Origin of the sequence: Croceicoccus hydrothermalis (genome assembly GCF_022378335.1) — a bacterium.
GTDB lineage: Bacteria > Pseudomonadota > Alphaproteobacteria > Sphingomonadales > Sphingomonadaceae > Croceicoccus > Croceicoccus hydrothermalis.
The window spans coordinates 1-24820 of sequence record NZ_JAIQCI010000041.1 but is presented as its reverse complement, the minus strand read 5'-3'; the positions used below and the strand labels follow the sequence as shown (position 1 = coordinate 24820).

Here is a 24820-nt window from a genome sequence, read left to right as displayed (position 1 = left end):
CCTAAACATCAATTCCCAGACGAGGCCCAAGCTCCGCTAATTTACGCAGCTAGGTGTGCCAAATGTTCTGACGACGGACAGCGCGGCTTGTGCTACACCGTTCTGATGACGAGCGCAGCTGGCGCGAGAAATGGTGGGACCGTCTGCGGCGCAACGTAACGCGCGAGGAGCGGCGGGAATTAAAAAATGTAACATGACCGTACAGAGTTGGAGACGTCGAATGTTGGAAATTACCGAAGACAAACCATCGACCGGACTACAAGTCGGAGGAACATCTGAAAGTTTTGACCAAGACCTTTTTGTGGGTCGGTTCACGCCGGCTGCTGCCAAAGCTTCATGCCGGAGCGGAGGGATTACCACATGAGCGGCGAAGGAGAAGTTGAGCTCGACTCGGCCGATAAGCGACGTACACTTTGGATTGTTTTATGGCTCAATGTGGCGATCGCTATAGGTTTTTTCATTGTTGGATATTTTGCTGATTCCAACGCATTGCTTGCAAACGGCTTGGACAATTCGTCCGACGCGATAGTCTATCTGCTAAGCCTTCTGGCACTAACCCGTTCTCGAACCTGGAAGCGCGGTGCCGCGCGCTTTTCTGGTATCATGCTCCTCATCTTCGCTGGCGGCGTCATCGCCGATGCTTTCCGACGCTTTGTGGAAGGCTCCGATCCGGGCGGCGTCATGATGATGGTGATGGCGGTGGTGGCCGGCGTGGTGAATCTCGTCTGCCTGCGAATGCTTCAGAACATGAAGAAGAAGGACGTCAATCTGCGCGCTGCCACGACCTTCAGCTTCAACGATTTCATCTCCAATGGTGGTATCATTATCGCCGGGATTATTGTCATGCTGACCGGCGCGAACTGGCCCGATCTGGTGGTAGGCATCGCGGTTGCCGGCATTGCACTTTACGGTGGCATCGACATTCTGCGTGATGCGCACATGGATACGCACGAGGAAGAGGGCACAGAGCACAAAGGTTGGCGCAAGTGATTGCGGTCTGGACAGCGGTTCTACTCGCCGCCGTCTGGGCCGCGCATTGGGGCGCGGAGCGCCTGTCCGCTCCGCTCAGGAAACTGCGCAAGCAATGGGGTTTCTCCGTTGCGGCCGGAGGCGCCTTTCTTGGTCTCGCTGCCGCCTCGCCGGAGATCGGCATCAACGTGACGAGTGCGGCGCGCGGCGTATCCGACATTGGGATAGGAGCCATGCTGGGTTCAACCGTCCTCGCGATTCCGGTCATGGTGATAACGGCCTACCTGGCGACCCGCAAATCAGACCTGCAAGGTGCCGGAAAGGATCACGAGGAGCATCGGCGAGAGCATTACGTGGCGGTCGACAAAGGGGCTCTCACCGTTCAGGCGCTGCCTTATCTGGCGATCCTCGGGGTTTTCGCTCTGCTGACGCTTCCAGTCCCCTGGCGCGGTCTGCAGCCGATCGATGGCTGGATCCTGCTGGTCGCCTATCTCGCCTATCTCGTGCAGGCTCTCGTTCGGGGCCGCGAGAAGGGAGAGGAGGTGAAGTGGAGCCAGAAGGAGCGATGGACGGCCATAGCGGGCATCGGCGCGTTGGCGGTCGGCGCCTACTTCACCGTCTTCTCGACCGAGAGGATCGTGAGCGCACTCGGCATCCCGAATATCGTCGGTGGCCTTTTCATTACCGCCACCGTCGCAGCTCTGCCCGAGGTTTTCACGACCTGGAGCGTCGCGCGCTCGGGCCAGGTGACCTCCGCCACCACGAGCGTGATCGGCGATCATGTCGTGAGTATGACGATTGCTTTCATCCCGCTCACTATCATCGGAACGCCGATCGAGAATTTCAAACTTTTCTGGGTCAGCCTCATCTTCGTCGCGCTCATGCCTGCGCTGTATGCGCTGTTCCTTTCTTTGGGAGGAGACGAGAGAAGAGGCTTTCGCCGTTGGCATCTCTTCGTGTTCTTGGCTGCCAACGCAGCTTTCATCGCCGTGATACTGTTCTGGGTGCAGCCTTTACAGAGTTCTGGGGGAGCCGGGTGAGCAATGAAAACCAAAATCACGGCGAGGGAAGCGGCGATGATCACGGCGTTGAGAGTTATGAAAATCAGCCTTTCGTTCTAGGGTCCAAACCCAATCAGACTCTTGAAAGTCTGCGTGCACATTGATCTAGGGAGTCTCCGCTGATGCAGGAGGCCGTTGGGAATGTCGCGTTCGTTGTTCTGATTGTCGGATGAAGCATGGGCTGCAATAGAGCCGCACTTGCCGAAGAACCAACCCGGAGCGCGACGCGTCGATGACCGGCGCGTGATCCCCGGCTGTCGTAATCGTAAGCGCTCGATCCTGTATGACGAACGCCGCTACAAGGATCGCTGGCGGCCCGAGGCCATGTTCTGTCGCCTCAAGGACTTCCGCCTTACCGTCACCCGCTACGGCAAACTCGCCAGAAACTTCCTATCGGCCGTAAGCCTCGCCGCCGCCGTAGCCTTTTGACTGTGATTAAGTTTCGACCCTAGCGGCCATTGGCTCAGGTCTTTCTCCCTAACCAGGGCCGACGCCCATTCTGCGCGCAAGCCACAAGGTCGCGGAAGGAACGATAACCCACATGATGATGGGGACCAGACCAATCTTGGTGCCGGGTAACAGCGGCATCAGGGAGCTGTACGTCCACCCCCAGTCAGCTCCCACGGCCAGGAGTTCGACGGCAGAGGTGACGCCCAGGCCGATGGCTAGATAAACAAGAAGGCGAGAAATCGGCCATTGGACGATCCAGGGCGCTCGACCGTTCTCCAACGAGGCGCCCAGATAGGCCGCCACCATGATACCCGCGTCACCGAACGATGCCAGACCACATCGGTATGCGACTTCAGCCGGGCCAAGCTCGCCAGTGCTGTAGAACGGGAGCTGGAACATTTCCCAGGCGAAGGCAATCAGTCCGACGAAAATGGCGATCCACAGGGCGGGATGCGCGCCCCGCCACACTGCTTCAGACCCCCCGTATTTATAGGATCCAAGCCTCACCATCCTATTCCAAGCCTGCGCCATCGCCATGCCGATCCGTTAAACGACGAACCGGTCCCAGTTGCCATAATGCTCATCGCTCCGGCGGCCTCTCGGCAGGCTCAATCCTATCAGGAGTGCTCCGAGCACAGTACCAATGATGTCGCTCGTGATACTGGTGCTTCCGTCCATCAGCCAGGGAGCCGCCATCAGCCAGAGGCCAAACGCTACGTTCAGAAAACGCAGCGGTCTTGCGACTTCCGCCATCGCTATCACTGCGACCGTGACGACGAGCGCCCCCACCACATGATCGCTGTCGGCCAGAGGTGGTTCTGTGCCGAGAACAAGCCTTGAAAACATGAGGAAAGCACCGATCAGCACACTGATGGCCAATGTCCATGGGACCGTGACCCCGCGCGCCGCCGAACCGCCGATCGCCGCGAGCGGGGCATCGAAACCGGGATGTGAGTCCTTGCTGCCGCCTGGCAGCGCGTCGCCGCGGAAGAACGAGCGCCAGAACGGTCGCCCGCGCCGCGTGTTGAGAACCAGGAACTGGCCCATCGCGACCAGCTCGTCGAGCGAATAGGGGATCATGATCAACTGATGCTCGATGCCGAGCATATGCAATATAGCTGCGCCTATTGGGACGACGGCGTCGAGACACTGGCCGAAGCTCAGGAGGCCAAGCTTGCCCATATCGCGGCCAAGCTCGCTCTCGCGCCGGGCCAGGAGGTACTCGATATCGGCTGCGGCTGGGGCGGAATGGCGATCTATCTCGCCCGAACAATGGATCTGCGCGTCACCGGCATCACGCTCAGCGAGGAACAGCTTGGCTTGGCACGTACACGCGCCGATGAAGCAGGCGTCTCCGATCGCGTGAAGTTCGAGCTGATCGACTATCGCGATCTCGCCGCACGCGGCCAGCGTTTCGATCGGATCGTCTCGGTCGGCATGTTCGAGCACGTCGGACGCCCGCAATTCGCAACGTTCTTCCGCTGCTGCGCCAATATGCTGACGGATGACGGGGTGATGCTGCTCCACACGATTGGTCGGATCGGCACACCGGGCACAACCGACGCTTTCACGCGCAAATACATCTTTCCAGGCGGCTACATCCCGGCGCTTTCGGAAACCGTCGCGGCGAGCGAGAAATATCGCCTCATTGCCAGCGACGTCGAGATGCTGCGGCTGCATTACGCCAGAACGCTGCGCGCATGGTATGCCAATTGCGAAGCCAACCGCGAACGGATCGAGGCGATGTTCGATGCGCGCTTCTATCGCATGTGGACCTTCTATCTCGCCGGAGCCACGGCGGCTTTCGAACATGGCGGCATGTGCAATTACCAGATTCAGTATTGCCGCGATCGGAGGGCTTTACCCTTGACGCGCCGATATGTCGGCGAAGCGGAGGGGGCATTGCGGGGCAGGTGGGGCAACCTTTCGGGACGGGTTTCTTAAGATCCTTTGCTGACCTGACAGCAACCGTACGGGCCAGCAACGGAAGATCATGTCCAGATGCTACTGCTCATGGTGCAGTTCTACTTCCGCGCGAGCGAGTTGCATCATCCAATCTGGTCGAACGCAAGGCGCATATCATCCAGGCGACAGCTTCATGCGTGTCTTTCACGTGATTTTCCGCATCATCGAGAGAAACCACCATATCGAGCAGGACGTTTTCGTCGCAGCTTGCTTGACCGTCTTTGCCGACATACCGGTGTCTGACGGTCCTGATCGATCGGATCAGTGACCGGCTGCACCGGGTCCAGATCCATGAACCCGACGTATTGCTCGACGCTGTAGAAAGCCTCGCTGAGATCGGGGCGAGTCTACGATGCTCGCGTGACATACGGATGCGCGCCTTGCGGCGTTACCTTCGCAGATGCGAGGAGCGCGTTCCGCAATTGGTCAGTCGGCTATCGGGATAGGTTTTAGCAATTCAATTCTGCGCTGCTTTCCACGCGCCCATCGAACCCAGGTACACATCCACATTGTCAAAGCCGTGAGCGTCGAGCCAGCCTGCCGCCACTGTCGCCCGCATTCCGCTCGCGCACATGAGGGTGTAGCCGCGGGCCGGGTCCAGATCCTGCCAGCGCTTGGGCAGTTCGCCGACATAAATATGCTCCGAGCCGTCGATCGCGGCTGCCGCCCGTTCATCGGCATCACGCACATCGAGCAGTGTCCATTCGTTGTGTTCGCCGGTCAGCCGCCGTTCGACTGTTTCGGTATCCACCATCGGAATCGATCGCATATTCTTGCCCGCCGCCGCCGCGGGCACTACGCCTACGTAACCACCCAGAACGTTGTCCAGTGCAATGCGGACCAGGTGTTCCATGGCAGTATTAAGCTGGCCCTGCGACGAGGCGATCAGGGCGACACTCTCCCCTTCGCCGATAAACCACCCCGCAAAGGCGGGGATCATCCCAACCGGGAGATTGATACTGCCGGGCAGATGGCCCGACGCATAGGCGAGCGGCTCGCGGATATCGATGAGGTGGTCCGCGCCGCATTCGCCCAGCTCCTGTAGCGACATCGGTTTCGGCTCAATGACCCGCGGAGCGGGACTCCCGCCCTCCAGGTTCAGCCGCTCCATCAACCTGAAATAGGGAGGCTGATAATGGTTCTCTCCCACCTTGAAGTCGATAAAGGCTTCGCGGTCCTCGATCTGCAGCCGCGGATTGTTGTGCCGCTCGTGGCCCACGCTTGAGAACTCGCGGTCGGCCATGCCCGACCCGCAAACAGAACCGGCGCCGTGGGCCGGATAAATGATGGCCTGATCGCCCAGGTCGCAGATCTTGCGCAGGGAATCATAGAGCAGGCCTGCGACCTCGCGTTTGCGGTCGGGATAGAAGTCGGTGCGTCCGACGTCGCCGACGAACAAGGCGTCGCCGGTAAACACGCCAACGGCTTTCTCCGGATATTCGGTGTCGAACAATGCGTAGGCGAGATGATCGAATGTATGGCCCGGCGTCTCCAATACGCGGAATTCGAGCTGGCCGATGCGATAGCTGTCGCCCTCGCACGTCGTTTGCGCATAGACGACTTCGCCATCGGCGTTCGGGCCGTGCAGCACCTTTGCCCCGGTCATGTCGGCCAGGACCGCTGCGCCGGAAACGAGGTCCTCATTACGATGCGTCTCGAAAATATGCGTGATCGCCAAGCCTTCGGCGCGGGCCTTCTCTATATAGATGTCGCAATCGCGGCGCGGATCGATCACTGCCGCCTGCCCGCCGGACCCGACGAGATAGGACAGATGGGATAGGCCGGGTGTCTTGATTTTTTCGAGAAGCATGATGGGTTTCCTTCTGGTCGGTTTACGAGGGGATGCGGTCAGGCCGAAAGCAGGCCCCCGAGCAAAACGGTTGGCCACCGTAAAGGATTGCGAGTTCACAGGAAAAGTGCCGCCTGGGCGGACGATGAGGAAAAACAAGTGCGTCGAAAATGCCTATAGCGATGGACGCCGAGAGATATGCCAATCTCGATTTCCTTTTTGGATATTCGTTCATATCAAACCTCGAGCGATATCGTCGGGCAGAGACGGATCGGCATTATCCCGCGACAATTCGCGAAACGCGCGGTTCTGCGACAGGAACACACGCCCGCCGATTTTCTCGAGAAATTCGGTTCGCTTGAGCCGATCCATCACCGGACCTTTAACTTCCGATAGGTGGAGGTCGATCCCGCTATCGGAGAGCCGGTGATTGATCGCCTCGAGGCTTTCCAGGCCCGAGGCGTCCACTTCGTTGACCGCACTGCACATCAGGATGACGTGGCGCACCTCCGGCTGGTCCGCGACGCGCTCGAGCACGTATTCCTCCAGCCAGCGCGCATTGAGATAGGTCAGGCTTTCATCAATACGGATCGACAGGACGTGCGAAACGGTAAAGACATCATGCCGCTCCACATTACGGAAATGTTCGGTTTCCGGAACACGCCCGACGATAGCCGCGTGCGGCCGCGATGCGCGCCACAGATACAGCAGCAGACCAACCACGACACCGGTAATCACGCCCAGTTCCACGCCAGCCAAGAGAGTGGTGACGATGGTCGCCAGATGCGCTGCGAAATCCGCCTTGGAATAGCGCCACAGCTGACCGGGCGTCTTCAGATCGACCAGGCTGAGCACCGCGACGATAATCGTGGCCGCCAGCGTGGCGATAGGCAGGCTGAACAGCAGCGGCGTAAGGAACAGCGATGCCAGGGCGATCCCGATGGCCGTATAGGCGCCCGCAGCCGGCGTTTCCGCGCCGGCATCGAAGTTTACCACCGAGCGGGCGAACCCGCCCGTCACCGGATAGCCGCCCGAAAAGGCGCTTGCGATATTCGATGCGCCCAAGCCGATCAGCTCCTGGTCGGGCGCAATACGCTGGCGTCTCTTGGCGGCCAAGGTCTGCGCGACCGAGACGCTCTCCACGAAACCGATCACCGAGATCAGCAGCGCGGGCACCCATAGCTGCGCGATCAGGTCCATGTCGGTCGACGGGGTGGCGAAAGGCGGCAGCCCCTGCGGAATGGCCCCGACCAGATCGACGCCCTTTTCCGCAAGATCGAGCATAACGGCCGCGAGAATGGTCAGCGCCACCGCGATCACGGGCCCCGCCTTAGCAGCGATATCGGCGGCGCGCGGTTTCAGGCCGATCCTCAAGAGGGCTGGTTTCAGTCCGCCCCTGACCCAGAACAGGAACAGCGTCGCCGGGATACCGATGGCCAGCGTCCACGGATTGGTCAGGCCTATATTGGACGCAAGCGATCCCAGCATCTCCGGCCAATTGTCGCCGCCGCCCGAAATCCCGAGAATATGCTTGATCTGGCTCGTGGCGATCAGAATGCCGCTGGCCGTGATGAAGCCGCTGATCACCGGATGCGAGAGCAGGTTGGCGAGAAAGCCCAGCCGAAGAAAGCCCAGCACAGCCAGCATGATGCCCGACAGAGCGGCCAGCGTGATCGCGGCTTCGAGATATTCGGCCGTGTCCTGCGCAGCGACAGCGCCCGCGGCCGATGCGGTCATCAGTGACAGGACCGCGACCGGACCCACCGCCAGCGTCCGGCTCGTCCCAAACAGCGCATAGGCCACCAGCGGCAGGATCGAGGCATATAGCCCGACGACCGGTGGCAGCCCGGCGAGCAAGGCGTAAGCCAGGCTTTGCGGGATAAGCATAATCGTGACGATCACCGCCGCCACCAGATCGTTCGTCAGGACAGAACCATTATAGGTGCGCCCCCATTGCAGAATGGGGAGGTAGCGTGCCAGCAAGGTGGGTTCGGCCATGGCTTCGATTGCTCCGACGACGCTTTAGCGCTGCGGCTCGAACAAGCGTACGATCAGCATTCCGCCCAGCATCGCCACCACGAAAGCCGCCGCCTTTGCCGGTTCGATCGCCAGTGCAGCGAATCCAGGTCCGGGACACAGGCTGGCAATTCCCCAACCGGTGCCGAACAGCGCCGCGCCGCCGATCAGACGGGGGGTCAGGTCGGTCCGGTCGGGAAGAGCGAACGTCGCGCCAATCAAAGGCTGCGCCATGCGTGCCTGGATCCGCCAGGCAATCGCCATCACGATCACCGCGCCGCCCATCACGAAAGCAAGAGTGGGATCCCAGTCCCCAAAAATGTCGAGAAAACCGCGTACACGCGCCGGGTCGACCATGCCGCCCAGCGCCAGCCCGGCGCCGAACAACGTCCCCGATAGGAGCGTCACCGGCCACGAACGCGTCATGACAGCACCTCCAGCCCAAAGGCATTCATGATGGCGACGGTCGCGATCCCGGCCGCCATGAAGGTCACCGTGGCGACGAGCGAGCGCTGTGACAACCGGCTGACTCCGCAAACGCCGTGGCCGCTGGTGCAGCCACTGCCGATGCGCGTGCCGATGCCGACCAGCAGGCCCGCCACAATCAGCGGTACGTAACCGGCAAAGCTGGCCTGGATCCCGCCAGGGCCCCAGGCAATCAGCATTGCGCCAATCGGCAGACCCAGGACAAACGCCCACGCGCCGGATCTGGGCGTACCGTCACCGCTGATGCCGAAGGCGCGGGCGGCGATGCCGGACACGCCGGCAATTCGCCCTGCGCCCAGCAGCATCAGCGCGGCCGCGAGGCCGATGAGCACGCCTCCGAGCAATCCTGCCAGTGGAGCGGCGTCGGGAAATCCGGGCAGCATCACAGCTTGTTCACCGGCATCTTGAGGTAGGACGTGCCGTCATCTTCCGGCGGAGGCAAATGTCCACCGCGCATGTTCACCTGGATGGCGGGCAGGATCAGGCGCGGCATCTCCAGCGTCGCATCGCGCTGCGTGCGCATATCGACGAACTCATCCTCATCAACATCTTCGTGAAGATGCACATTGGCTGTGCGCTGTGCGAGCATGGTGGTTTCCCAGACGAATTCGGTGCGGTTGGGTGCCTTGTAATCATGGCACAGGAATACCCGCGTCTTGTCCGGCAGGCGCATCAGTCGCCGGACCGAGCGATAGAGATTGCGCGCATTGCCGCCCGGAAAATCGGCCCGCGCAGAGCCATAATCGGGCATGAACATCGTATCGCCGATAAAGGCCGCATCGCCCACGATATAGGCGATGTCGGCCGGGGTATGGCCGGGAACGTGGAGCGCGATCAGCGGTATATCGCCGATCATCAACTCGTCGCCATCCTCCAGCAGGCGGTCGAACTGCGAGCCGTCGCGCTCGAATTCGGTGCCTTCGTTGAACACCTTGCCGAACACGCCCTGAACGGTCACGATGTCGCGGCCGATGGCCATTTCGCCGCCCAGCTTCTCCTGCAGATAGGGCGCGGCCGACAGGTGATCGGCATGTGCGTGGGTTTCCAGAATCCAGTCGACGGTCAGGCCTGCCTCGCGCACATAATCGATAATCTCGTCCGCCGCTTCCAAGCTGGTGCGGCCCGAAGGCTGATCGAAATCCCAGACGCTGTCGATAATGGCCGCGCGCTTGGTCTGATCGTCGCTGACGACATAGGTCGCGGTAAAGGTCGGCTCATGGAAGAACGCTTTGACGTGAGGCGCTCGCGGATTGCCGGCAAGAACGCCGTTCACCTGTTCGATGGCCTTTTCGATATTCGTGTCGTCACTCATACTGTCTCTCCGATGTCGTCGCTTGGCTGGGGGATTGGCCGAGCTCAGGGCAAAACATGTCATGCAGCAATTCCAGAACACGCTGCGCATTGGGGTCGCACACACGGTAGAACACCGACTGGGCCTCCTTGCGGGTCGCGACGAGATCGCCTTCGCGCAATTTTGCGAGGTGCTGCGACAGGGCGGACTGGCTCAGCCCGACGCGCTGCGCCAGATCCCCGACGGACAACTCGCCTTCCTCGGCCAGGAAGCAGAGGACCAGCAGGCGCGATTCGTTGGCCATCGCTTTCAGCAGGCGGCTGGCCTCGCCAGCCTGGCGCATGAAATCCGTTTCTGAAGGCCCGTCCTGGCCCATAATCTTCTCCATTAGCTATTACTAATTTAGAGCAGGCTAAGATATTTTCAAGGAATGACTTTTGCCTTTCACCGATCTTTCGATGGTGGCATTGGAACCTGTAGCCGCTCCAGCTTCGTTGAGCGGGCAGGAGAGTGAACATGGAATACGATTTGGTAGTGATCGGCACGGGGACTGCAGCCATGGTTTGCGCTATGCGCGTTGCGAAAGCTGGCTGGAAAGTCGCGGTCGTCGACGAGAAACCGTTTGGCGGCACCTGCGCGCTACGCGGCTGCGATCCCAAAAAGATGCTGGTGGCCGGCGCAGAAGCGATCGAAGCAAAACAACGAATGACAGGTCACGGGGTAGAGGGGACTTTACGCATCGATTGGTCCGACCTTATCCGCTTCAAGCGCAGCTTCACCGACCCCGTGCCTGAAAAGCATGAGCGTCGGTATGAAGAGGCCGGCATCGTGACCTTGCATGGAACGGCAAAATTCACGGGGCCTGATCGGCTCTCCGTAGGCGACCAGGAAATCGAATACCGCAAAATCCTGATTGCGTCAGGAGCCAGACCTATACCTCTAGTCATCCCGGGCGAAAAGCACCTGATCGACAATGAGGGCTTTCTCGAATTGCCCTCGCTGCCGAAGCGGATCGTGATGGTCGGCGGCGGATATATCGCCGCCGAGTTTGCGCATATCGCCGCCCGCGCGGGAGCCGAGGTAACGATCCTCCAGCGGGGACCGCGCATGTTGACGCAGTTCGAACCAGAACTGGTGAGCTGGCTCATGGATGCGATCAATCGGATCGGTGTCCGCGTGATTACCGATACGACCGTCGATGCCATTCGAGAACGGGACGGAGAGTATACGGTCCATGCGAGTGGCAAGGAGGGGCCGATCGAGGTTGCGGCCGATCTTGTCGTTCATGCGGCAGGACGGGCCCCGGCGATTGAGCGGCTCGATCTCGAAAAGGGCGGTGTCGCAGTCGAAAACGGAAAGCTGAAGCTGAACGAATTTCTGCAGAGCGTGAGCAATCCGGCCGTCTACGCTGCCGGAGATGCTGCCTCGAACGGGCCGCCACTCACGCCCGTTTCCAGCCATGATGCAAAAGTTGTCGCGACCAATCTCGTCGAAGGCAATCACCGCAAGCCCGACTACAAAGGTGTACCGAGCGTGGCCTTCACGCTTCCGCCTATCGCCCGGGTTGGCCTCACCGAGGCCGACGCGAAAGAGGCGGGGCTGAAATTTCGAACAAAGTGCGAGCGGACCTCTCAATGGTTCACCGCCAGGCGGATCGCTGAACCGGTCTACGGCTACAAGACACTGGTTGATGAGCAGACGGGGAAGATACTGGGCGCCCACCTTGTCGGACCCGGCGCAGATCAGACCATCAATATTTTCGGACTGGCGATCCGCCATGGGCTCACTGCGGACGATCTGAAGACTACGATGTTCGCCTATCCAACCGGCGCGTCTGACATCGGATACATGGTCTAGGGGTGGGTCTAGGGCCGGGCGGTTTCCAGCATGTCTATGACTGCGCAGTCGGGCACATGCCCGCCCGAACACTGCTCGACGGTGGCGGCTAGGTGCCGTTCCAATCGGACGAGATCGTCGATTTTGCCCCGCACTTCTTCGAGGTGATGAACTGCAATCTTGCGCACTTCGTCGCAGCATGCTTTGGCAGGACCGCCCAGGTCCAGAAGTGTCCGAACCTCCTTTGGCGCAAAGCCTAGTTCGCGCGCCCGCTTGATGAATTTGAGTGTGCGAAGGTGACCATCGTCGAACACCCTGTGACCGCCTGCTGTGCGCTCCGGCGCACCGAGCATTCCGATCTTCTCGAAATACCGGATCGTCTCGATATTGACGCCGGTCTTGCGCGCCAGCTCACCTATCGACAGGCCGCCCATGTCGAATCTCCTTGCACCTATATCTACTACAGGAAGTACATAGGGATCGAATCGAGCGGAAGCAAAGATGACCGAGCAGACTATCCAATACGACGAGCCGAAAAACGTGAGCGATCGCGGGGTGGCTGGCGTCGGAGTACTGGCAAGTGCAGCTGCGCTTCTCTCCGCGGCTGCTTGCTGCGTTCTGCCCTTGGCCCTTGTCGCGGTCGGCCTTGGCGCTGGAGGGCTCGCATGGTTTGTTCCCTACCACTTGCCGCTCACAATCGCAGCCTTCCTAGTCGTGGCCCTTGGGTGGTTTCTTCACTTGCGCAAAGTGCGTTTTTGCAGTGCTGATGGCTGTGCGCAGCCTGCCCACAGCAGCGCTACCCGGCTGATATTGCTGATTGCCACCGCGATGGTCGTTCTGTCCGCGCTATGGGGTTTTATTGAACAACCGCTGATGCGTGCACTCGGAGGAGCCTGATGCAGACTGTCTCCACGATCACTTGCCCCCAATGCGAAGCGGCCACGACCGAAACCATGCCGAGCAACGCATGCTGGTTCTTTTACGAGTGCCCGCATTGCCAGAAAAGGCTGAAGCCGCTGGCCGGAGACTGCTGCGTCTTTTGCTCTTATGGAGATGTGCCATGTCCGCCCATTCAGGAGGCGCGCGAAAATGGCGGCGGTTCCACTTGTGGCGCGTCGCAGTAGAGGACCGCATCACCAACGGTGCGAACGAGATGTCTGTTCCAGTCGTCGAGGGCTTTGCCCTATTTCCTGTTTCCAGTTGGGGCGCTGGTAGGCGCGCGCAACGCCTGCTTGCGAACCGCTCACATGGTTCACCACCGCCAAGCCAGCTTCGGGTAAGGATACCGCTAGCGATTTCAACGAAAATAAATGCAAGCGACAAGAACCCCGATATTACAAACGAAGGTTGCCAAATGGCCCTATATGGCCCATACGATGCCATATAGGAGTATCATGATGACTGCATTTCAACCTGTAGACACCGCAATTCGCGATTTTCGGCCCGTCCCGATTACCGATGACGAGGCCGCTGCGATGTTTCGTGCGGTGGTAAACCTGTTCGGAAAATGGGATGTGACCGACGAACAGGCATCCACACTGCTTGACGTCCCCGTGCGGTCTTACCGCCGCTGGAAAGCGGACGGTGAACCCGGCCGGATCGACCGCGACGGCAAGGCGCGATTGTCCAACCTGATCGGTATTCACAAGGCGCTGCGCTATATGTTTCGTGAGACACGGCGCGCCCATGACTGGATCAAGGCACCCAATAGCGCATTTCAGGGTCGCTCCGCGCTCGATATCATGCTGGGCGGCGAACTGACCGATCTGATGCGGGTGCGCCGCTATCTCGACGCCGAGCGTGGCGGATGGTGATCGATCCCGAAACGGTCCCGGTTTCCACTATCGAATGGCAAAGCGCGGTCCGTATCATCCGCAGCATCCACCCGCCGATCGATCTGTTCGAGGATATTGCCGATCCCGCCGACTGGCCACTGCTCATATCGGCGGAGCAAAAGACCAATCCGCGATTGATGGAGAATATCGGCAATCTCGACCTCGTACCGCAAGAGCGGCGTGTCGGCGGACCTGGGGCGACGTATCTTATGGCACCGTTCACCCATGTCAGCCACGACCGCCCGACGCGATTCAGTGACGGCAGCCATGGCGTGCTCTATGCGGGCAACAGCTTCGAGGTCGCGCTGCTCGAAACCATTCATCATCATAGCCGCTTCATGGCGCGCACGAACGAAGCACCAGGCTGGACTTCGCAATTCCGCGAGGTCGTGATGGACATCAATGCGCGGCTCCATGATCTCCGCGCGGATGAGGGACGATTCAGTGAAGCCGCGGACCCGAATGACTATTCGGCGAGTCAAACGCTGGGAGGGCAATTACAGGCAGCCGGGTCGAACGGGGTGGCCTATCCAAGTGTGCGCCGCGAAGGCGGCGAGTGTGCTGGCCTGTTCTATCCCGACCTCGCCTCAAATGCGATCCAGGGCCGCCATCTTGATTATCATTGGGATGGGGCGCGGGTTGATCTCTACCGCGATACCGGGACAGGGGAAGTGTTTCGGATCGTGTGACATGTGAGATGCAAATTTTCGGCAGAGATTTTAAAGGGAAGCGGCGCTGACCATACGCCGACAGTTCTGGTTTAATATTGCTGTGAGCGGCCTGTCGATATCCCCGCGACTGCCTGCTCCATCATCAAGCGTGTCGAACGCAAAGCGCAATTCAACAAAATGCAATCTTCTTGAGTGCAGCCGATATAAATTCGCGCGTCTTCGGGATCGACGAGCATATCGATCAGAGCGGTTTCGTCGCCGCTTCGATCTCCATCTTCGCCGGCAACAATGGATCGTTTCATAGCCGCTTCGCAAAGGGTCATCAGGCTATCAAAAACCGGGACGAGAATTTCAAGCCGATGCCGCGCCAGCGTCTGATATATGTAGGGCTGAACTGCTTCGCCATGATCCTTGGCATCGCGCCAGCATCGCATGACGTCCAGAATTATGCCTTCCGGCATATCCAATGCTTCATCGAAGCGGACCGCGTGAGCCTCCGCCATTGTCTAAAGCCTCTCTAGTCTCTCGAACAGAGTTTTGGATCAGGACACGCGGAACCAATTCCTTGTCTCACATACCGAGCTTTCGCCTAATCGACAAAGCTCCAGTACGGCGATACCGGCGATCAACCATCCTTGTCGGCGTGCTCGGGTTTCCCTTGGCGCTCGCCGTTGGCGAAATCCTCAAGTTCGTCCTCGCTCATCGAATCGTACATGTCTTTCGAAGCGCCTTGCAGATCGCTCACCTTAGTATCGCCGCGCTTCGCGGACAGAGCTGCTCCTGCGGCTTTTTGCTGGGCTTTCGATTTTGCCGGCATGGTATCTGCTCCTTGTCTCCACTCAATATGCTTCTCGGCACTTCGTGCGCGCGAAGTGCGTGGCTTCCGTCACCAGTAAGGTGTGACCGCCCAATATTCGTACGAGCGCGTCTGGTAATCGCGGTCATAAGCGGTGTCGCGCTCGCTTTCCTTATAGGTCGGCGCGCCCTTCAACTGATCCTCGGTCACGTCGAGCTGGTAGCCATTTAGTTCGGTATTATAGTCGAATTTTTCCCAGGGCAGGCTGTGCAACTCGCCGCCCATACCAAGGAAGCTGCCCACCGAAATCTCGACGTCGCGGGCCTGGCCACCGCGTTTTTCGATCAGGACACGTTCGACAGTACCGATCTTGTCGCCATTGGACCCATAGACCGCCGTTCCTTCGACGCGGTCGCTGCCGATCAGATCGCTGCTCCTTACGTTTTCATGGGACATCGTGATAACTCCTTTCCGGCTGAAATTGACCAAGAGAGACTTGGTCACAGCGGAGTAACGCTCGCACCGCGATGATAGTTTCTCCGCTCGTCGCAAAAATCCTCTTTGATAACAAAGGTTAGCCACTGAAGCAGTAGGCTGATCGCCACTTAATATGAGCAAGGCGCTCGAACGGCACGGCGGTTTTCTTGTCGAGAATGGTCTGGCAGCACGGCAGGGAACCGCGTCAAGTTTGCGCAACTTGCTTGGGGGGCGCTGCGGGATCACATTATCGCGGCTCTGGGAATCCCTTTATCGGTCCGGAGCCTAATCTGCCGACTTCGAATGCTCGACTATCATCAGAACAAGCCCTGAGAAAACCAACCCAAAGCCCAAGAGGTGAGACCAGCGAAAGGGCTCGCCGAGCAACAAATAAGATAGCACAAGCGCGCTAAGGGGCATGACCGCCATAGCACCTGCCGTGAGTGCTTCCGGCGCTTCGCGGGCACCGTTATACCATAAAACAGGAGCAAGCCCCGCTGTAGCCGCGCCCCAGAAGGCTACCGCAAACCACCCAGTCTGACCTACGTCGGAAAAATCGAACGGTCGGGGGTCGAAAACAATAGCCAGAACAACAAAAACCAACGCAGCAATCAATGAGGCTGCCAGCGTGGCCTCCAGCGAGCTTATACCGTCGGACAGTTTCCGAGAAAGCAGGGTGTAGGCTGCTTCGAAACACACGGCCATTGCGACAAGAGCTGCGCCGAGGATCGGAGCTTCCGTGTCTCCGCCTCCTTCCGTTCGTAGCAGATTGATTGCTACTATCCCCGCGACCGCAAGGGCCAGTGCTCCCGACGTCCGCCAGTTCATTGCGGCACCGAAGAAAACCACGGCCGCGCCGGCAGTCACTGCCGGTGTCGCGCTCATGATTGTAGAGCCAATCACCCCCGTTGTGAGGCGCATGCCGAAAAGCATGGCTGCGGTAAAACCGACCATCCCGAACAGTGAGATCGCGACAATTACCCACCAGTCCGACCGCTGCGCGTTGCCAAACCTTTTCGTCAGCAGCCACGTGAATGGGGTAAGGACCAGGCAAGCGATCAGCATTCGCATGCAAGATGCCGTGAAGACCGAGAACTGCTGCCCGATTAACTTGCTGAGCGGCGTCGCACTGCCAAAGAGTGCCATGCCCAGCAAAAGCTGCACAACAATCGCAGGAGTGGTCGAGCGTCTATCGGATACCATGATACTGCAAAAATTTAGCATGCCGGACTCCGCTTGGAAAACATAGTCTTGTTTCCGTTTCGCGGGCGGCGTCTCGTGTCAGATAGCTCAGTTCTTCAAGGATATCGTCTATTTCTTACGCTGCGCCAGAATCCGATAGCACGTATTCGAGCGAGAAGAATTGGGAGGTTGGGAGTGATACGGACGTGACCCGCGCATCCGGCGATCTACCGAGATTAGTCCTTGGGCCACGCGCGCTACTTGGTAGCGGATCCGCGTACAAGCTTTCCCGGAAAGGGTTCTGAAAGGCAGGCCGAGTTGATCCACTAGAACGATAATATATCTTATGTTAAATCAAATACTTATCGTTAGCATGTATGAGTGCAGGTAAAGTTCGCTGACGCAAGAGCGTCAGCCTTAGAAGACCGAAGGCCCTGTTAGCAGTGCCGGGTTCCATCTGCCGGTTGACCTCGGCAAACCATCTGGTGACGTGTTCTTCATTGGGCTCGTCGATGCAGAGACCCGGAAAAGCGTCCTGCAAGTAGACCCGCCGGTAGCAGCCATTGATGTCCTTGGTCTTTGGGACACCAGCGCATTGCCCATTTCTCCCAGAACTCGTCGAGGAACTGGGTGAGCAGAAGGATTTCGGCGAACTGATCGACATCTGCGAAAGTGGCGGGAGCGCGGCGTAATGACCGCTGGCACACTTTCACGCACTGAGAAAATTGTCCGGCTCAATGACCGGGCGCGGCAGGCGATCGGGCTGGCCGGTGTTGCCGTGGCGACAGAGGGATTCCGGGCCTTGCCCGAGGCAGATCGGTCTCGGGTGCGTGAGTTGATCGAGACCTTCGACGCCTTCGTGCCGGACAACGATCCGTAAGGCGAGCGTGATTTCGGAACGATCTATCAGGGCGGCGATGGAAATTGGACGATCATGCGACCGGCACAACTTGCCGAAACCGTGTTCTGGAAGATCGATTCCTACGACCGCGATTTGCGGTTCGGCAGCGAGAACCCGGCCAACCTAGCGACTGCCCGTCGAGTGCTGACGATCATGGTTGCCAGCGAATATTGAGGGGTGGAGCATGACCAGGCGCAATCCACCGGTCCGCATCGCCGGACCCGACCCCGACCAGATCATCATGCCGGGCGTGCGCCCGGTCACTCTGGGCGAGAAGCTGCAATGCGGCGCCGACATGCCGATGCTGCCGCGCCGAAACCAGAAGCCGCGCGATATCGGCTTCTGGGATCCGCTGCGCGATAAGCTCGATCTGTTCTGACTGGTGAAGTTGGTTGCGCGGCCCGCCCACGGGCGGGCCGCTGCAATTACTGAACGGGTTGCTTCATGCCGCGAGGTGCTCGGGCCGTGCAGCAACCGATACCTTGACGCGAACATCGCGGTCGAGCCGGTCGAGGATGCGCATCAGCCGGTCCACGGTGAAGCGGTCGAGCTTGGCCTGGCGGATGCGCGAAAAATCGGCCGCCGCAATACCGGTGCGGGCTTCGGCATCGCGGACGGTCAGTTTTTCCTTGTCGAGCGTCTTGACCACTTCGGCGGCGAGGATCGCGCGGAGCTGACGCAGGCTCGCATCGGCCACGTCGAAATCGGCAAAGACATTGCCTGACCCGCGCACCAGTTCGATGTCGTCCTTCTGTTCGGTCATTCCAGCATCTCCTTCAATCGCCTGATCCGCTCGCGCACGAGGTCGATCTCGCGCTGCGGCGTCGATATTCCCTTCGTCGACTTCTTCTGGAAGGCATGCACCACCCAGATATCGTCATCCAGTTGCAGGGCGTAGACGACACGGTAGGCATCGCCGCGCTCCTTGATCGCCAGCTCCCAAACACCGGAGCCGAGACCAGCGAGCGGCTTGGCGATGTCCGGCGCCCCGCCATCGGCCACGATCGTCAGCGCATCGAGCGCCTTGTCGATCGCACGGGCCGGGAACGCCCCGAAATCCTTGCGCGCTGCCTTGATCCACGAAATCGGTCGAAGCGTTGGGGCGCGACATGATCCTATGTAGTCATATCTGACAACACTTGTCAATCGGGTATGTCGGGATGTTTGCCAGCGTGATCGAAGCGAAGCTTTCGTCTAACCATGTTTTCGGATTCATCCTGGTAGGACGTTCCCCACCTTCCCTGACCGCCCTCGTGCCGTGCGGAGATCAAAACCGAAGCCTTCCATCCGGCTCCGCAGACGCCCTTGGCGATGCCGAACGGCAGCCAAAGGCGCTGCCAATTCCTGCGGTGAATATAGACGTCAATCTCCGCATCGCCCAATATATGCACGGCAGTTCGTGTGGAGATTGGGGAGTCTATTCTCCGCCAAACGCATCGAACCAGAGCGACCGGATGCGAAAAGTCGGTCGCTTAAGCCTTTTCAACCGACCGATATGCCACTCCGATCCGGTGCCTGGCGCTTCCGCGTCGGAGACGAACTGCATCGAAAAAACGCCGCGCCGACGCCGCATTCGAAAAGCTGTCGCGCGCGCCCTTTCCTTTACAACCTACGCGACTCCTGTGACGTTCGACGACGGTCCAGCCAAACAGGTCAAGCGTGACCGTGAGCTGATAATCGCGTGCGATGTTGCGCGCAGTATCGACAGCCCGCCAGTGCTCGCGGCATTCGAAGTGCTTTGCCATGAATAAACATTACTCACACCGAAACCCGCAAATCCAACGCAGAAACTGAATCACCGCCCTGCCCTGTGATTCAAATCTTCGATTAAGCATCGCAGGGGTCCTGCTATCCGAGCTTGGGCCACGCGGCCTGACATTTTCCGCAAGGACCTAAAGCATGCGGCGGAGGCCGCGCTTTCGCCGTCGATGCGACAAAATGATGACAACGTGGGCTATCTGAAGTTGATATCATCCCACTCGTTGAGGGTTGGCTTGACCCAGGATCTGATCGCGTTGGGCGCTGACGGTGTCGCGATCTTGAATGCAATGCGCTGGGATTCTGCATCGACGGTGCTGCGATACGGCAGGAAGCTGCAGGCATATTCGAGCGCAATCGCACGGTTTCTGGGAAACGATCCGCAATAAGACCAGGGTTTGATTCCGGACAACGAAGTTTCGATACTAGCTTTATTGAAACAGCATCTTCTCGAGTGCATCCGCCAGTTCACATCGCTTCTTGGCAGGGAGCCGGTCCAGATTGCGTTGCTTCCACAGGACGGCAGGCAGGTGCCAAGCTTCCGGTATGCCGAGAAGTTGCCAGTCCGGCTCTCCGCGTTTGAAGCCGACCAGAAACCGCCGATGCGCATCGGGCATGTCGGCAACCATCGCAGCGATGATCGCCTCGCGCGCTTCTTCAAGATCGGTCCGCGCGATCGGCTCATGCGTCATTCCGACAAAACCGCGCTCGAATTCCTCCATAAGCGGTTTTCGTGTCGGGGCAAGAACTTCGCCAATCGGGCGATGGTGACTGATGACGTAGACAAGGAATGCGCGCCGCAGCTCGTCGCTTATACCTTCGTGCGCCAGGAGATCGCGCACGTCGAAAAGGTCGCGAGGGTGCTGGCGGTCAAGCGCCGCGACGATCTTGCCCGCATAGAGATCTTCGAAGGACACGATCTGCATCTCGGCAAAGCCAAAGGCGTCTTCGACTGTTGGCACAACGCTCCGCAAGGCAAGATCGTAGACGGTGCCGCGCAGTACCGGCGTTACCTCGATCTTGATCTGCACGCCTCCAGCGCGGACGAGCAGCTTGGTGACGATTTTCTCGTCGGCCGAGCGCGAAGCATGGACCTTCGCATCCGGTATTTTGCGTTCGATCCGTTTCGCTATTCGCAGCATGGCCGCGTTGATCGCGGCAAGCGACCTGGCGCGATCCTCGACCGGCAGATAGGTCAGGTCGATGTCCACCGACAGGCGCGGCATGTCGCGCACGAACAGGTTGATCGCGGTACCGCCTTTGAGGGCGAAGGCTTCTTCCTGCGCTACGAAAGGAATGGTGCGGATGAGAAGGGCGACCTGTTGCCGGTAAGAGTCGAGAAAGGCCATGATGCCCGCTACCCCGCCAGATCGGACGGCACGGTTATGTGGTAGCCGGGGTCGAGCGTGCCACCTTTGACCAGGACGCGCTTCCCCGATCCAAGATCGACACGGGTCACATCGAGACGGGATCGCCAGGCATGCCGGTGGCGGTCGGCGAAGAACAGGAATAGCCGTTTCACCTTCACGCTGGCGCAGGTCTCCAGCAGGGTTTGCAGGCGACGCGGGCTGAGATCGCTCAGCCCTTCCATCAGGGCATCGACCTGATGGAAACTCTCATGTCTGGGCAACTCGTCGAGCAATTCGAGCGCGGCACGTTCCTTGCTCGCATAGCGGATGGGTAAGCTCAGACCTGCGGCGCTGACCATGACGGGGCTCGGCTCCGCTTGTGCGCCGGCATCGCCGGGAAACAGACGCAGACTGTTGTGCCAGCGGAAGGCTACGTCGAGCGGCAAGCTGTCCAGCCATGTCGGCGGTCGCTTCGGCCCGTAGAGGTGAACCTCGCGCATCTCCGCCGAAAGGTAATGGGCATAGCCTAGCTGTTCGAGTGCGGTGCGCCCGCCGACGGTCAGCGGCAGGTCCAGCACGGTCTGGAGCGAGATAACCACCTGCGGCCATGTCAATGGCGCGCGCGAGCGACGATAGACCCGCCGCGCCGGACTTTCGAGCCAGCCAGCGCGGACATACTGGCTGCGCAGCGCCGATGAATAACCGTGCGCCTCCATCCACGCGGCATCGGCCAGGAGTCCCTCAGGGAGTTCCCGCTGAAGCCGGTTTAGCTTGCTGTCAGAACGCTTAGCCATGATTAGTGTTTTGGCATATCTTCAAACCAAAATCCAGTTTGAAGCTTTCCGCTTTTGCCAAGCCAAGCTTGGTGTTTGGCGCAGTCTACAAACCTTATGCTCGGACTCAGGGCCCAAACCTGCGGTCGAACTCACGCCTCAGCCGCGAGATCTCGGACGTCTAGTCTGCGAGATATCCGCGCTGACAACGTTTCGGCATCCCGCTCAAAAGCAGACCAGTTCTCCTAATCTCCGCATTGCGCAATACATTCGCGACAGTTCATGCGGAGATTGGAAAGCCTATTTTCCGCAAACTGCATGAAACCATGCCTACGGGATGTGAGTCGCTCGCCTATGCTTCTTCAACGGACCGATATTCCACTCCGATCCGGTGCTTGGCGCTTCCGCGTCGGCTACGAACTGCATCGACAAAACGCCGCGCCGACGCCGCATTCGGAAAGCTGTCGCGCGCGCCCTTCCCGTTACAACCTATGCGACCCCACTGACGTTCGACGACGGTCCAGCCAAACAGGTCGAGCGTGACCGTGAGTTGATAGTCGCGTGCGATGTTGCGCGCGGTGTCGACAGCCCGCCAGTGCTCGCGGCATTCGAAGTGCTTTGCCATGAAGAGACATTGGTGCACCGCAACTCTCAAATCCAACGCAGAAACTGAATCACCGCCCTACCCTGTGATTCAAATCTTCGATCAGGCATCGCATATGCACTGCTTTCAGACCATCGCCCACGCAGGTCTGGAATTGTCCGCAAGGTCTCGCGCATCAAGAATTCCGTAACGGATTGTCCAACTTGATTTAAACGCAGCATCCGGTCAGTCGTTGTATTTAGCGTCCTAAAATGCTACGGCTAGCCTAGGAGAATTGCGATGAGCTTCGACGATCAACCTGGAGAATCTGGAGTGGTCAAGGCAGCCGCGAAGTGGGATCCTTCAGGCGGAGTGAACCCAGAGTGGCTCTATAAGACCGGGGATGATTTCCTTGGCCACGATTACGAGCCATCGCAGGGACGAGTTGAATGGAATTCTATTCTCGGATTGATGTTAGCAATTGCATTCATCTTTATCGCTATTTTGAGCTGGTAACTCATTCGTCGTCACCACGAAGGCGTCTTTGAATTGTGTTACGCTCCCGCTGGTCGTGATCATAGAAGCGCTCGTTAAAGCGATCGTTTGCTCCACCCAAGCCTTCTCGGCGCTCCTCGAACTCCCGCCGCTTGTCGCTGTAGCGAGATGTGTTGGCCTCATAACGATCACCAAGTGACGATGCGCCTTCGTCGATCCGGTCTCCGATAGATCCATCACTCGATCCATTCACGAGGTTTCGTGGCCCACCAACATTTTGGCGCGGCGTGCTGGCGCGAAGGTCGGACTCGCTGAAATCGCCGGGCCCAGTGACATTGCCGACCAAGGAGCCGCGTTCAGGGATGAGATCATTGAAGGGGGCAACGCGAGCATCGTAATAATCGGCGATAATTTCTCTCGCTACAAGCTCATAGGTTGCCTGCTCTTGCGGATTGTAGTCGGTGCGGGCCAAGCTCGGGGCCGTCACCCCAAGTTCCATGGCCTTTTCCTGATACCTTGATGCAACAATCTGAGACATATCGAAGTTGAGGTTCGCACCGTACCCTTCGCGATTGGAGGTATTGTTGCTGAGGGACGTCGAAACTTCATCGATTGCAGCAATGCGCTCATCAATGCGCCGGATCTCTTCGAGAGCTTGCTCACGAGAATAGGAATTATCCGAATAGCCCTCGCTTCGATTAAAGCTGCCGCTCTGCGAGTAGCTGCCATTATCCTGTGTAGCATTCGACCCGTTGGAGCGACCGTCAGAGGTCGACGAATCGAGTCCGTTGCTTTGTATACGATCGTTTCCACGGTTCACGAGGTCGGTGCGCAACCGTCCTCCATTGATGCCAGTTTGGGCGCCGGCATTAATACCAAGGCCAGAGCCCCTGCGAGGACTTCCTCCAGAATTTCCTCTACCGGCAGTGCCAGATACGCCAATACTCCCGCCACGAGTAGTCTCAAGACGATCAATGTTGGTTTGCTGATCGCCCGAAGAGCGCGAAATCCTGTCACCTTCGCTTATACCGTCTCTCGAATCGAGCGACTGATTGTCAAACCTCTGAAAATTTTCACCAGAGCGATATCCTGCAGAGTTTTCGCTTCCGCTCGAGTTGCGGACGCCGGTCGTTTGACGTGCCGAGGTTCGGTCGAGGAACGAAAGCGCACGCGAACGCTCCTCGGTGAGGCTGTTGCGAGCCGTCTCGAGCTCGGAAAGCGTCTGCTGGCGCTCGGAATTTGCGAACTGGCTCAAAGAGGCACCGAAGGCGAGGCGGCTCATTCCGGGTGATGTATCGAAGACGGTAGAACCGTCAGCCATCGTCCGCGTGAAAGTACCGTTGGGATTGACGGTCGACTGCACAGCAACTCCACCCGTGAAGGATGGCGCAGTGTTCCATTGGTTAGACTGCCGGTTGAAGCTCGACAGGTTCATGAAACTTTCGTTTCCGTAGGAGTAGTTGCCCGTCGTCCGTTCCACGGCCGCCGCTTCCGCTGCAGCCTGTGCTGGAGCGAGCATGGAGGTCGCCTGCGACGAGACGGCCATCGCTCCCCGCGCCATGCCGGCAGCAAGGAACGGGATCGACATCATCAGGAAGCCTGCGATCGTCGCGGTATCCGCGTTGACCGCATCGATACCGGCCATGCCTGCCATCGTGATGCCGCCCGGTGCGGTCGCATTCAGAGAGTCCGATGCGCGGTCCATGATGAACATGTGCAGGACCACATAGAGTGGCCCCCATGCGGCCAGATAGAAGAAGCCGGTGAAATAACCTTTCAGCGCGGTTACCCCTGTGCGCGGAAGAAGGAAGAGCGGAAAGAGGACCGGGAACATCGCATAGAAGACGACGGTCAGCACGATGTTGAGAAGCGGGACCCACGTCATCGCTTGCTGTGTGATCGACGTGTAGGTGTTGCGCGCCTGTTCCTCGGCGCGGAGCATGGCGAATGTATCGCCATCAGCCGCACCGAGATTGGCTCGCGCTTCGAGGAAGGCACCCACCAGCGAGCGTTGATGGAAAATCTGTTGTGCGGTCTGACTGCTACCGTGGAACTTGTTCGCCGTCAGCACCAATGGCACAGATTTACGGTTGTAGATTAAGGAGGATTTGGGTCTCGTCGTAGTGACGAAGGAACG

At 59.1% G+C, this 24820-nt stretch carries 33 protein-coding genes and 2 pseudogenes; 16 read left to right on the top strand and 19 right to left on the bottom strand.

Annotation, left to right across the window (positions count from 1 at the left end; all coding sequences use genetic code 11):
* Positions 1-360 precede the first annotated feature (360 nt).
* The 3 genes from K4G67_RS15670 (at position 361) to K4G67_RS15660 (ending at position 2459) form a co-directional block, all read left to right on the top strand.
* Entirely contained in the window at positions 361-990 is a 630-nt protein-coding gene (locus K4G67_RS15670; RefSeq protein ID WP_119587744.1) for a cation diffusion facilitator family transporter, read from the top strand.
* The gene (locus tag K4G67_RS15665; protein ID WP_239807227.1) at positions 987-2009 is read left to right on the top strand and encodes a sodium:calcium antiporter; all 1023 of its coding nucleotides are present in this window, start codon (positions 987-989) and stop codon (positions 2007-2009) included. The genes K4G67_RS15670 and K4G67_RS15665 overlap by 4 nt, the downstream gene beginning before the upstream one ends.
* A 219-nt stretch (positions 2010-2228) precedes the next feature.
* Positions 2229-2459 carry a hypothetical protein gene (locus tag K4G67_RS15660; protein ID WP_420830053.1) on the top strand — a complete coding sequence of 77 codons (231 nt, stop codon included), beginning with the start codon at positions 2229-2231 and terminating at the stop codon, positions 2457-2459.
* A 48-nt stretch (positions 2460-2507) separates the two neighbouring features.
* On the opposite strand, the gene K4G67_RS15655 is transcribed toward K4G67_RS15660, so the two are convergent.
* Together K4G67_RS15655 and K4G67_RS15650 are read right to left on the bottom strand one after the other, a co-directional pair.
* Positions 2508-3017 carry a hypothetical protein gene (locus tag K4G67_RS15655; protein ID WP_239807226.1) on the bottom strand — a complete coding sequence of 170 codons (510 nt, stop codon included), beginning with the start codon at positions 3015-3017 and terminating at the stop codon, positions 2508-2510.
* Positions 3018-3026: 9 nt separating this feature from the next.
* On the bottom strand, positions 3027-3527 hold the full coding sequence (locus tag K4G67_RS15650) for an SPW repeat domain-containing protein (protein WP_420830054.1): 501 nt from the start codon (positions 3525-3527) through the stop codon (positions 3027-3029).
* 39 nt (positions 3528-3566) lie between these two features.
* On the opposite strand from K4G67_RS15650, the pseudogene K4G67_RS15645 reads away from it, so the two are divergent.
* Positions 3567-4424, top strand: a pseudogene (locus K4G67_RS15645) (class I SAM-dependent methyltransferase); the annotation flags it as partial.
* A gap of 478 nt (positions 4425-4902) precedes the next feature.
* Here K4G67_RS15645 and K4G67_RS15640 read toward each other — a convergent pair.
* The 6 genes from K4G67_RS15640 to K4G67_RS15615 all read right to left on the bottom strand — a co-directional run bounded on the left by K4G67_RS15640 (position 4903) and on the right by K4G67_RS15615 (position 10403).
* Positions 4903-6255, bottom strand: coding sequence for an MBL fold metallo-hydrolase (locus K4G67_RS15640; protein WP_239807224.1), 1353 nt, complete (start codon positions 6253-6255; stop codon positions 4903-4905).
* A gap of 210 nt (positions 6256-6465) precedes the next feature.
* The gene (locus K4G67_RS15635) at positions 6466-8232 is read right to left on the bottom strand and encodes a SulP family inorganic anion transporter (RefSeq protein ID WP_239807223.1); all 1767 of its coding nucleotides are present in this window, start codon (positions 8230-8232) and stop codon (positions 6466-6468) included.
* Positions 8233-8256: 24 nt separating this feature from the next.
* On the bottom strand, positions 8257-8676 hold the full coding sequence (locus K4G67_RS15630; protein ID WP_063612647.1) for a DUF6691 family protein: 420 nt from the start codon (positions 8674-8676) through the stop codon (positions 8257-8259).
* On the bottom strand, positions 8673-9119 hold the full coding sequence (locus K4G67_RS15625; protein ID WP_063612646.1) for a YeeE/YedE family protein: 447 nt from the start codon (positions 9117-9119) through the stop codon (positions 8673-8675). Before K4G67_RS15625 ends, K4G67_RS15630 begins: the two co-directional genes overlap by 4 nt.
* The gene (locus K4G67_RS15620; protein WP_063612645.1) at positions 9119-10048 is read right to left on the bottom strand and encodes an MBL fold metallo-hydrolase; all 930 of its coding nucleotides are present in this window, start codon (positions 10046-10048) and stop codon (positions 9119-9121) included. Before K4G67_RS15620 ends, K4G67_RS15625 begins: the two co-directional genes overlap by 1 nt.
* Positions 10041-10403, bottom strand: a complete 363-nt coding sequence (locus tag K4G67_RS15615; RefSeq protein ID WP_239807222.1) for an ArsR/SmtB family transcription factor — start codon at positions 10401-10403, stop codon at positions 10041-10043. Before K4G67_RS15615 ends, K4G67_RS15620 begins: the two co-directional genes overlap by 8 nt.
* Positions 10404-10543: 140 nt before the next feature.
* Here K4G67_RS15615 and K4G67_RS15610 point away from each other — a divergent pair, with 140 nt between their 5' ends.
* The gene (locus tag K4G67_RS15610; RefSeq protein WP_063612644.1) at positions 10544-11884 is read left to right on the top strand and encodes a dihydrolipoyl dehydrogenase family protein; all 1341 of its coding nucleotides are present in this window, start codon (positions 10544-10546) and stop codon (positions 11882-11884) included.
* An 8-nt stretch (positions 11885-11892) separates the two neighbouring features.
* Here the strand turns inward: K4G67_RS15610 and K4G67_RS15605 are convergent, their stop codons facing one another.
* Positions 11893-12297 (bottom strand): MerR family transcriptional regulator, encoded by a 405-nt coding sequence (locus K4G67_RS15605; RefSeq protein ID WP_063612643.1) that lies wholly within the window; start codon positions 12295-12297, stop codon positions 11893-11895.
* 67 nt (positions 12298-12364) lie between these two features.
* Here K4G67_RS15605 and K4G67_RS15600 point away from each other — a divergent pair, with 67 nt between their 5' ends.
* The 4 genes from K4G67_RS15600 (at position 12365) to K4G67_RS15590 (ending at position 14387) form a co-directional block, all read left to right on the top strand.
* The gene (locus K4G67_RS15600; protein WP_185885840.1) at positions 12365-12760 is read left to right on the top strand and encodes a hypothetical protein; all 396 of its coding nucleotides are present in this window, start codon (positions 12365-12367) and stop codon (positions 12758-12760) included.
* A complete protein-coding gene (locus tag K4G67_RS17595) occupies positions 12760-12987 on the top strand; it encodes a GDCCVxC domain-containing (seleno)protein (protein ID WP_082834648.1) in 228 nt (75 codons plus the stop codon). Before K4G67_RS15600 ends, K4G67_RS17595 begins: the two co-directional genes overlap by 1 nt.
* A 273-nt stretch (positions 12988-13260) precedes the next feature.
* Positions 13261-13677 (top strand): MbcA/ParS/Xre antitoxin family protein, encoded by a 417-nt coding sequence (locus tag K4G67_RS15595; protein ID WP_050599403.1) that lies wholly within the window; start codon positions 13261-13263, stop codon positions 13675-13677.
* Positions 13671-14387: an RES family NAD+ phosphorylase gene (locus tag K4G67_RS15590; protein ID WP_160729007.1), complete on the top strand. Its 717-nt coding sequence runs from the start codon at positions 13671-13673 to the stop codon at positions 14385-14387. Before K4G67_RS15595 ends, K4G67_RS15590 begins: the two co-directional genes overlap by 7 nt.
* 71 nt (positions 14388-14458) lie before the next feature.
* Here the strand turns inward: K4G67_RS15590 and K4G67_RS15585 are convergent, their stop codons facing one another.
* The 4 genes from K4G67_RS15585 to K4G67_RS15570 all read right to left on the bottom strand — a co-directional run bounded on the left by K4G67_RS15585 (position 14459) and on the right by K4G67_RS15570 (position 16845).
* Positions 14459-14872: a hypothetical protein gene (locus tag K4G67_RS15585; protein ID WP_157052057.1), complete on the bottom strand. Its 414-nt coding sequence runs from the start codon at positions 14870-14872 to the stop codon at positions 14459-14461.
* A gap of 122 nt (positions 14873-14994) precedes the next feature.
* A complete protein-coding gene (locus K4G67_RS15580; protein WP_160729009.1) occupies positions 14995-15186 on the bottom strand; it encodes a DUF3008 family protein in 192 nt (63 codons plus the stop codon).
* Positions 15187-15255: 69 nt separating this feature from the next.
* On the bottom strand, positions 15256-15621 hold the full coding sequence (locus tag K4G67_RS15575; protein WP_160729010.1) for a PRC-barrel domain-containing protein: 366 nt from the start codon (positions 15619-15621) through the stop codon (positions 15256-15258).
* Between the two features lie 306 nt (positions 15622-15927).
* A complete protein-coding gene (locus tag K4G67_RS15570) occupies positions 15928-16845 on the bottom strand; it encodes a DMT family transporter (protein WP_239807220.1) in 918 nt (305 codons plus the stop codon).
* Between the two features lie 545 nt (positions 16846-17390).
* Here K4G67_RS15570 and K4G67_RS17590 point away from each other — a divergent pair.
* The 4 genes and pseudogenes from K4G67_RS17590 (at position 17391) to K4G67_RS15555 (ending at position 18104) form a co-directional block, all read left to right on the top strand.
* Positions 17391-17516, top strand: a complete 126-nt coding sequence (locus K4G67_RS17590) for a hypothetical protein (RefSeq protein WP_268234557.1) — start codon at positions 17391-17393, stop codon at positions 17514-17516.
* Positions 17516-17704, top strand: a complete 189-nt coding sequence (locus K4G67_RS15565) for a hypothetical protein (protein ID WP_160729012.1) — start codon at positions 17516-17518, stop codon at positions 17702-17704. Before K4G67_RS17590 ends, K4G67_RS15565 begins: the two co-directional genes overlap by 1 nt.
* A gap of 12 nt (positions 17705-17716) precedes the next feature.
* Positions 17717-17899: pseudogene (locus K4G67_RS15560) on the top strand (DUF3768 domain-containing protein); the annotation flags it as partial.
* A 10-nt stretch (positions 17900-17909) separates the two neighbouring features.
* Positions 17910-18104 carry a hypothetical protein gene (locus tag K4G67_RS15555; protein WP_160729013.1) on the top strand — a complete coding sequence of 65 codons (195 nt, stop codon included), beginning with the start codon at positions 17910-17912 and terminating at the stop codon, positions 18102-18104.
* A gap of 63 nt (positions 18105-18167) precedes the next feature.
* Here the strand turns inward: K4G67_RS15555 and K4G67_RS15550 are convergent, their stop codons facing one another.
* A complete protein-coding gene (locus tag K4G67_RS15550; protein WP_160729014.1) occupies positions 18168-18488 on the bottom strand; it encodes a helix-turn-helix domain-containing protein in 321 nt (106 codons plus the stop codon).
* Complete coding sequence (locus K4G67_RS15545; protein WP_063612635.1) at positions 18485-18871, bottom strand: type II toxin-antitoxin system RelE/ParE family toxin; 387 nt, start codon at positions 18869-18871, stop codon at positions 18485-18487. Before K4G67_RS15545 ends, K4G67_RS15550 begins: the two co-directional genes overlap by 4 nt.
* 14 nt (positions 18872-18885) lie before the next feature.
* On the opposite strand from K4G67_RS15545, the gene K4G67_RS15540 reads away from it, so the two are divergent.
* Positions 18886-19476, top strand: a complete 591-nt coding sequence (locus K4G67_RS15540; RefSeq protein ID WP_239807219.1) for a hypothetical protein — start codon at positions 18886-18888, stop codon at positions 19474-19476.
* A gap of 243 nt (positions 19477-19719) precedes the next feature.
* Positions 19720-19872 (top strand): hypothetical protein, encoded by a 153-nt coding sequence (locus K4G67_RS15535; protein ID WP_239807218.1) that lies wholly within the window; start codon positions 19720-19722, stop codon positions 19870-19872.
* 42 nt (positions 19873-19914) lie between these two features.
* On the opposite strand, the gene K4G67_RS15530 is transcribed toward K4G67_RS15535, so the two are convergent.
* The 3 genes from K4G67_RS15530 to K4G67_RS15520 form a co-directional block, all read right to left on the bottom strand.
* Entirely contained in the window at positions 19915-20832 is a 918-nt protein-coding gene (locus tag K4G67_RS15530; protein ID WP_239807217.1) for a nucleotidyl transferase AbiEii/AbiGii toxin family protein, read from the bottom strand.
* An 8-nt stretch (positions 20833-20840) separates the two neighbouring features.
* Entirely contained in the window at positions 20841-21626 is a 786-nt protein-coding gene (locus tag K4G67_RS15525; RefSeq protein WP_082834651.1) for a type IV toxin-antitoxin system AbiEi family antitoxin, read from the bottom strand.
* 331 nt (positions 21627-21957) lie between these two features.
* On the bottom strand, positions 21958-22230 hold the full coding sequence (locus K4G67_RS15520) for a WGR domain-containing protein (protein ID WP_063612631.1): 273 nt from the start codon (positions 22228-22230) through the stop codon (positions 21958-21960).
* A gap of 258 nt (positions 22231-22488) precedes the next feature.
* On the opposite strand from K4G67_RS15520, the gene K4G67_RS15515 reads away from it, so the two are divergent.
* Positions 22489-22704: a hypothetical protein gene (locus K4G67_RS15515; protein ID WP_063612630.1), complete on the top strand. Its 216-nt coding sequence runs from the start codon at positions 22489-22491 to the stop codon at positions 22702-22704.
* A 1-nt stretch (position 22705) separates the two neighbouring features.
* Here K4G67_RS15515 and K4G67_RS15510 read toward each other — a convergent pair.
* Positions 22706-24820 (bottom strand): conjugal transfer protein TraG N-terminal domain-containing protein (locus tag K4G67_RS15510; RefSeq protein WP_239807216.1); only part of this gene is annotated, 2115 nt, incomplete at its 5' end.

Coding starts and splice junctions, on each gene's coding strand:
- K4G67_RS15550 (WP_160729014.1), bottom strand. CDS start 18,488: ATGACCGAACAGAAGGACGACATCGAACTGGTGCGCGGGTCAGGCAAT.
- K4G67_RS17590 (WP_268234557.1), top strand. CDS start 17,391: ATGTCCTTGGTCTTTGGGACACCAGCGCATTGCCCATTTCTCCCAGAA.
- K4G67_RS15580 (WP_160729009.1), bottom strand. CDS start 15,186: ATGCCGGCAAAATCGAAAGCCCAGCAAAAAGCCGCAGGAGCAGCTCTG.
- K4G67_RS15655 (WP_239807226.1), bottom strand. CDS start 3,017: ATGGCGATGGCGCAGGCTTGGAATAGGATGGTGAGGCTTGGATCCTAT.
- K4G67_RS15525 (WP_082834651.1), bottom strand. CDS start 21,626: ATGGCTAAGCGTTCTGACAGCAAGCTAAACCGGCTTCAGCGGGAACTC.
- K4G67_RS15635 (WP_239807223.1), bottom strand. CDS start 8,232: ATGGCCGAACCCACCTTGCTGGCACGCTACCTCCCCATTCTGCAATGG.
- K4G67_RS15610 (WP_063612644.1), top strand. CDS start 10,544: ATGGAATACGATTTGGTAGTGATCGGCACGGGGACTGCAGCCATGGTT.
- K4G67_RS17595 (WP_082834648.1), top strand. CDS start 12,760: ATGCAGACTGTCTCCACGATCACTTGCCCCCAATGCGAAGCGGCCACG.
- K4G67_RS15620 (WP_063612645.1), bottom strand. CDS start 10,048: ATGAGTGACGACACGAATATCGAAAAGGCCATCGAACAGGTGAACGGC.
- K4G67_RS15625 (WP_063612646.1), bottom strand. CDS start 9,119: ATGCTGCCCGGATTTCCCGACGCCGCTCCACTGGCAGGATTGCTCGGA.
- K4G67_RS15520 (WP_063612631.1), bottom strand. CDS start 22,230: ATGGCAAAGCACTTCGAATGCCGCGAGCACTGGCGGGCTGTCGACACC.
- K4G67_RS15570 (WP_239807220.1), bottom strand. CDS start 16,845: ATGGTATCCGATAGACGCTCGACCACTCCTGCGATTGTTGTGCAGCTT.
- K4G67_RS15630 (WP_063612647.1), bottom strand. CDS start 8,676: ATGACGCGTTCGTGGCCGGTGACGCTCCTATCGGGGACGTTGTTCGGC.
- K4G67_RS15575 (WP_160729010.1), bottom strand. CDS start 15,621: ATGTCCCATGAAAACGTAAGGAGCAGCGATCTGATCGGCAGCGACCGC.
- K4G67_RS15650 (WP_420830054.1), bottom strand. CDS start 3,527: ATGGGCCAGTTCCTGGTTCTCAACACGCGGCGCGGGCGACCGTTCTGG.
- K4G67_RS15555 (WP_160729013.1), top strand. CDS start 17,910: ATGACCAGGCGCAATCCACCGGTCCGCATCGCCGGACCCGACCCCGAC.
- K4G67_RS15600 (WP_185885840.1), top strand. CDS start 12,365: ATGACCGAGCAGACTATCCAATACGACGAGCCGAAAAACGTGAGCGAT.
- K4G67_RS15530 (WP_239807217.1), bottom strand. CDS start 20,832: ATGGCCTTTCTCGACTCTTACCGGCAACAGGTCGCCCTTCTCATCCGC.
- K4G67_RS15540 (WP_239807219.1), top strand. CDS start 18,886: ATGTTTGCCAGCGTGATCGAAGCGAAGCTTTCGTCTAACCATGTTTTC.
- K4G67_RS15615 (WP_239807222.1), bottom strand. CDS start 10,403: ATGGGCCAGGACGGGCCTTCAGAAACGGATTTCATGCGCCAGGCTGGC.
- K4G67_RS15595 (WP_050599403.1), top strand. CDS start 13,261: ATGACTGCATTTCAACCTGTAGACACCGCAATTCGCGATTTTCGGCCC.
- K4G67_RS15670 (WP_119587744.1), top strand. CDS start 361: ATGAGCGGCGAAGGAGAAGTTGAGCTCGACTCGGCCGATAAGCGACGT.
- K4G67_RS15605 (WP_063612643.1), bottom strand. CDS start 12,297: ATGGGCGGCCTGTCGATAGGTGAGCTGGCGCGCAAGACCGGCGTCAAT.
- K4G67_RS15640 (WP_239807224.1), bottom strand. CDS start 6,255: ATGCTTCTCGAAAAAATCAAGACACCCGGCCTATCCCATCTGTCCTAT.
- K4G67_RS15565 (WP_160729012.1), top strand. CDS start 17,516: ATGACCGCTGGCACACTTTCACGCACTGAGAAAATTGTCCGGCTCAAT.
- K4G67_RS15515 (WP_063612630.1), top strand. CDS start 22,489: ATGAGCTTCGACGATCAACCTGGAGAATCTGGAGTGGTCAAGGCAGCC.
- K4G67_RS15590 (WP_160729007.1), top strand. CDS start 13,671: ATGGTGATCGATCCCGAAACGGTCCCGGTTTCCACTATCGAATGGCAA.
- K4G67_RS15585 (WP_157052057.1), bottom strand. CDS start 14,872: ATGGCGGAGGCTCACGCGGTCCGCTTCGATGAAGCATTGGATATGCCG.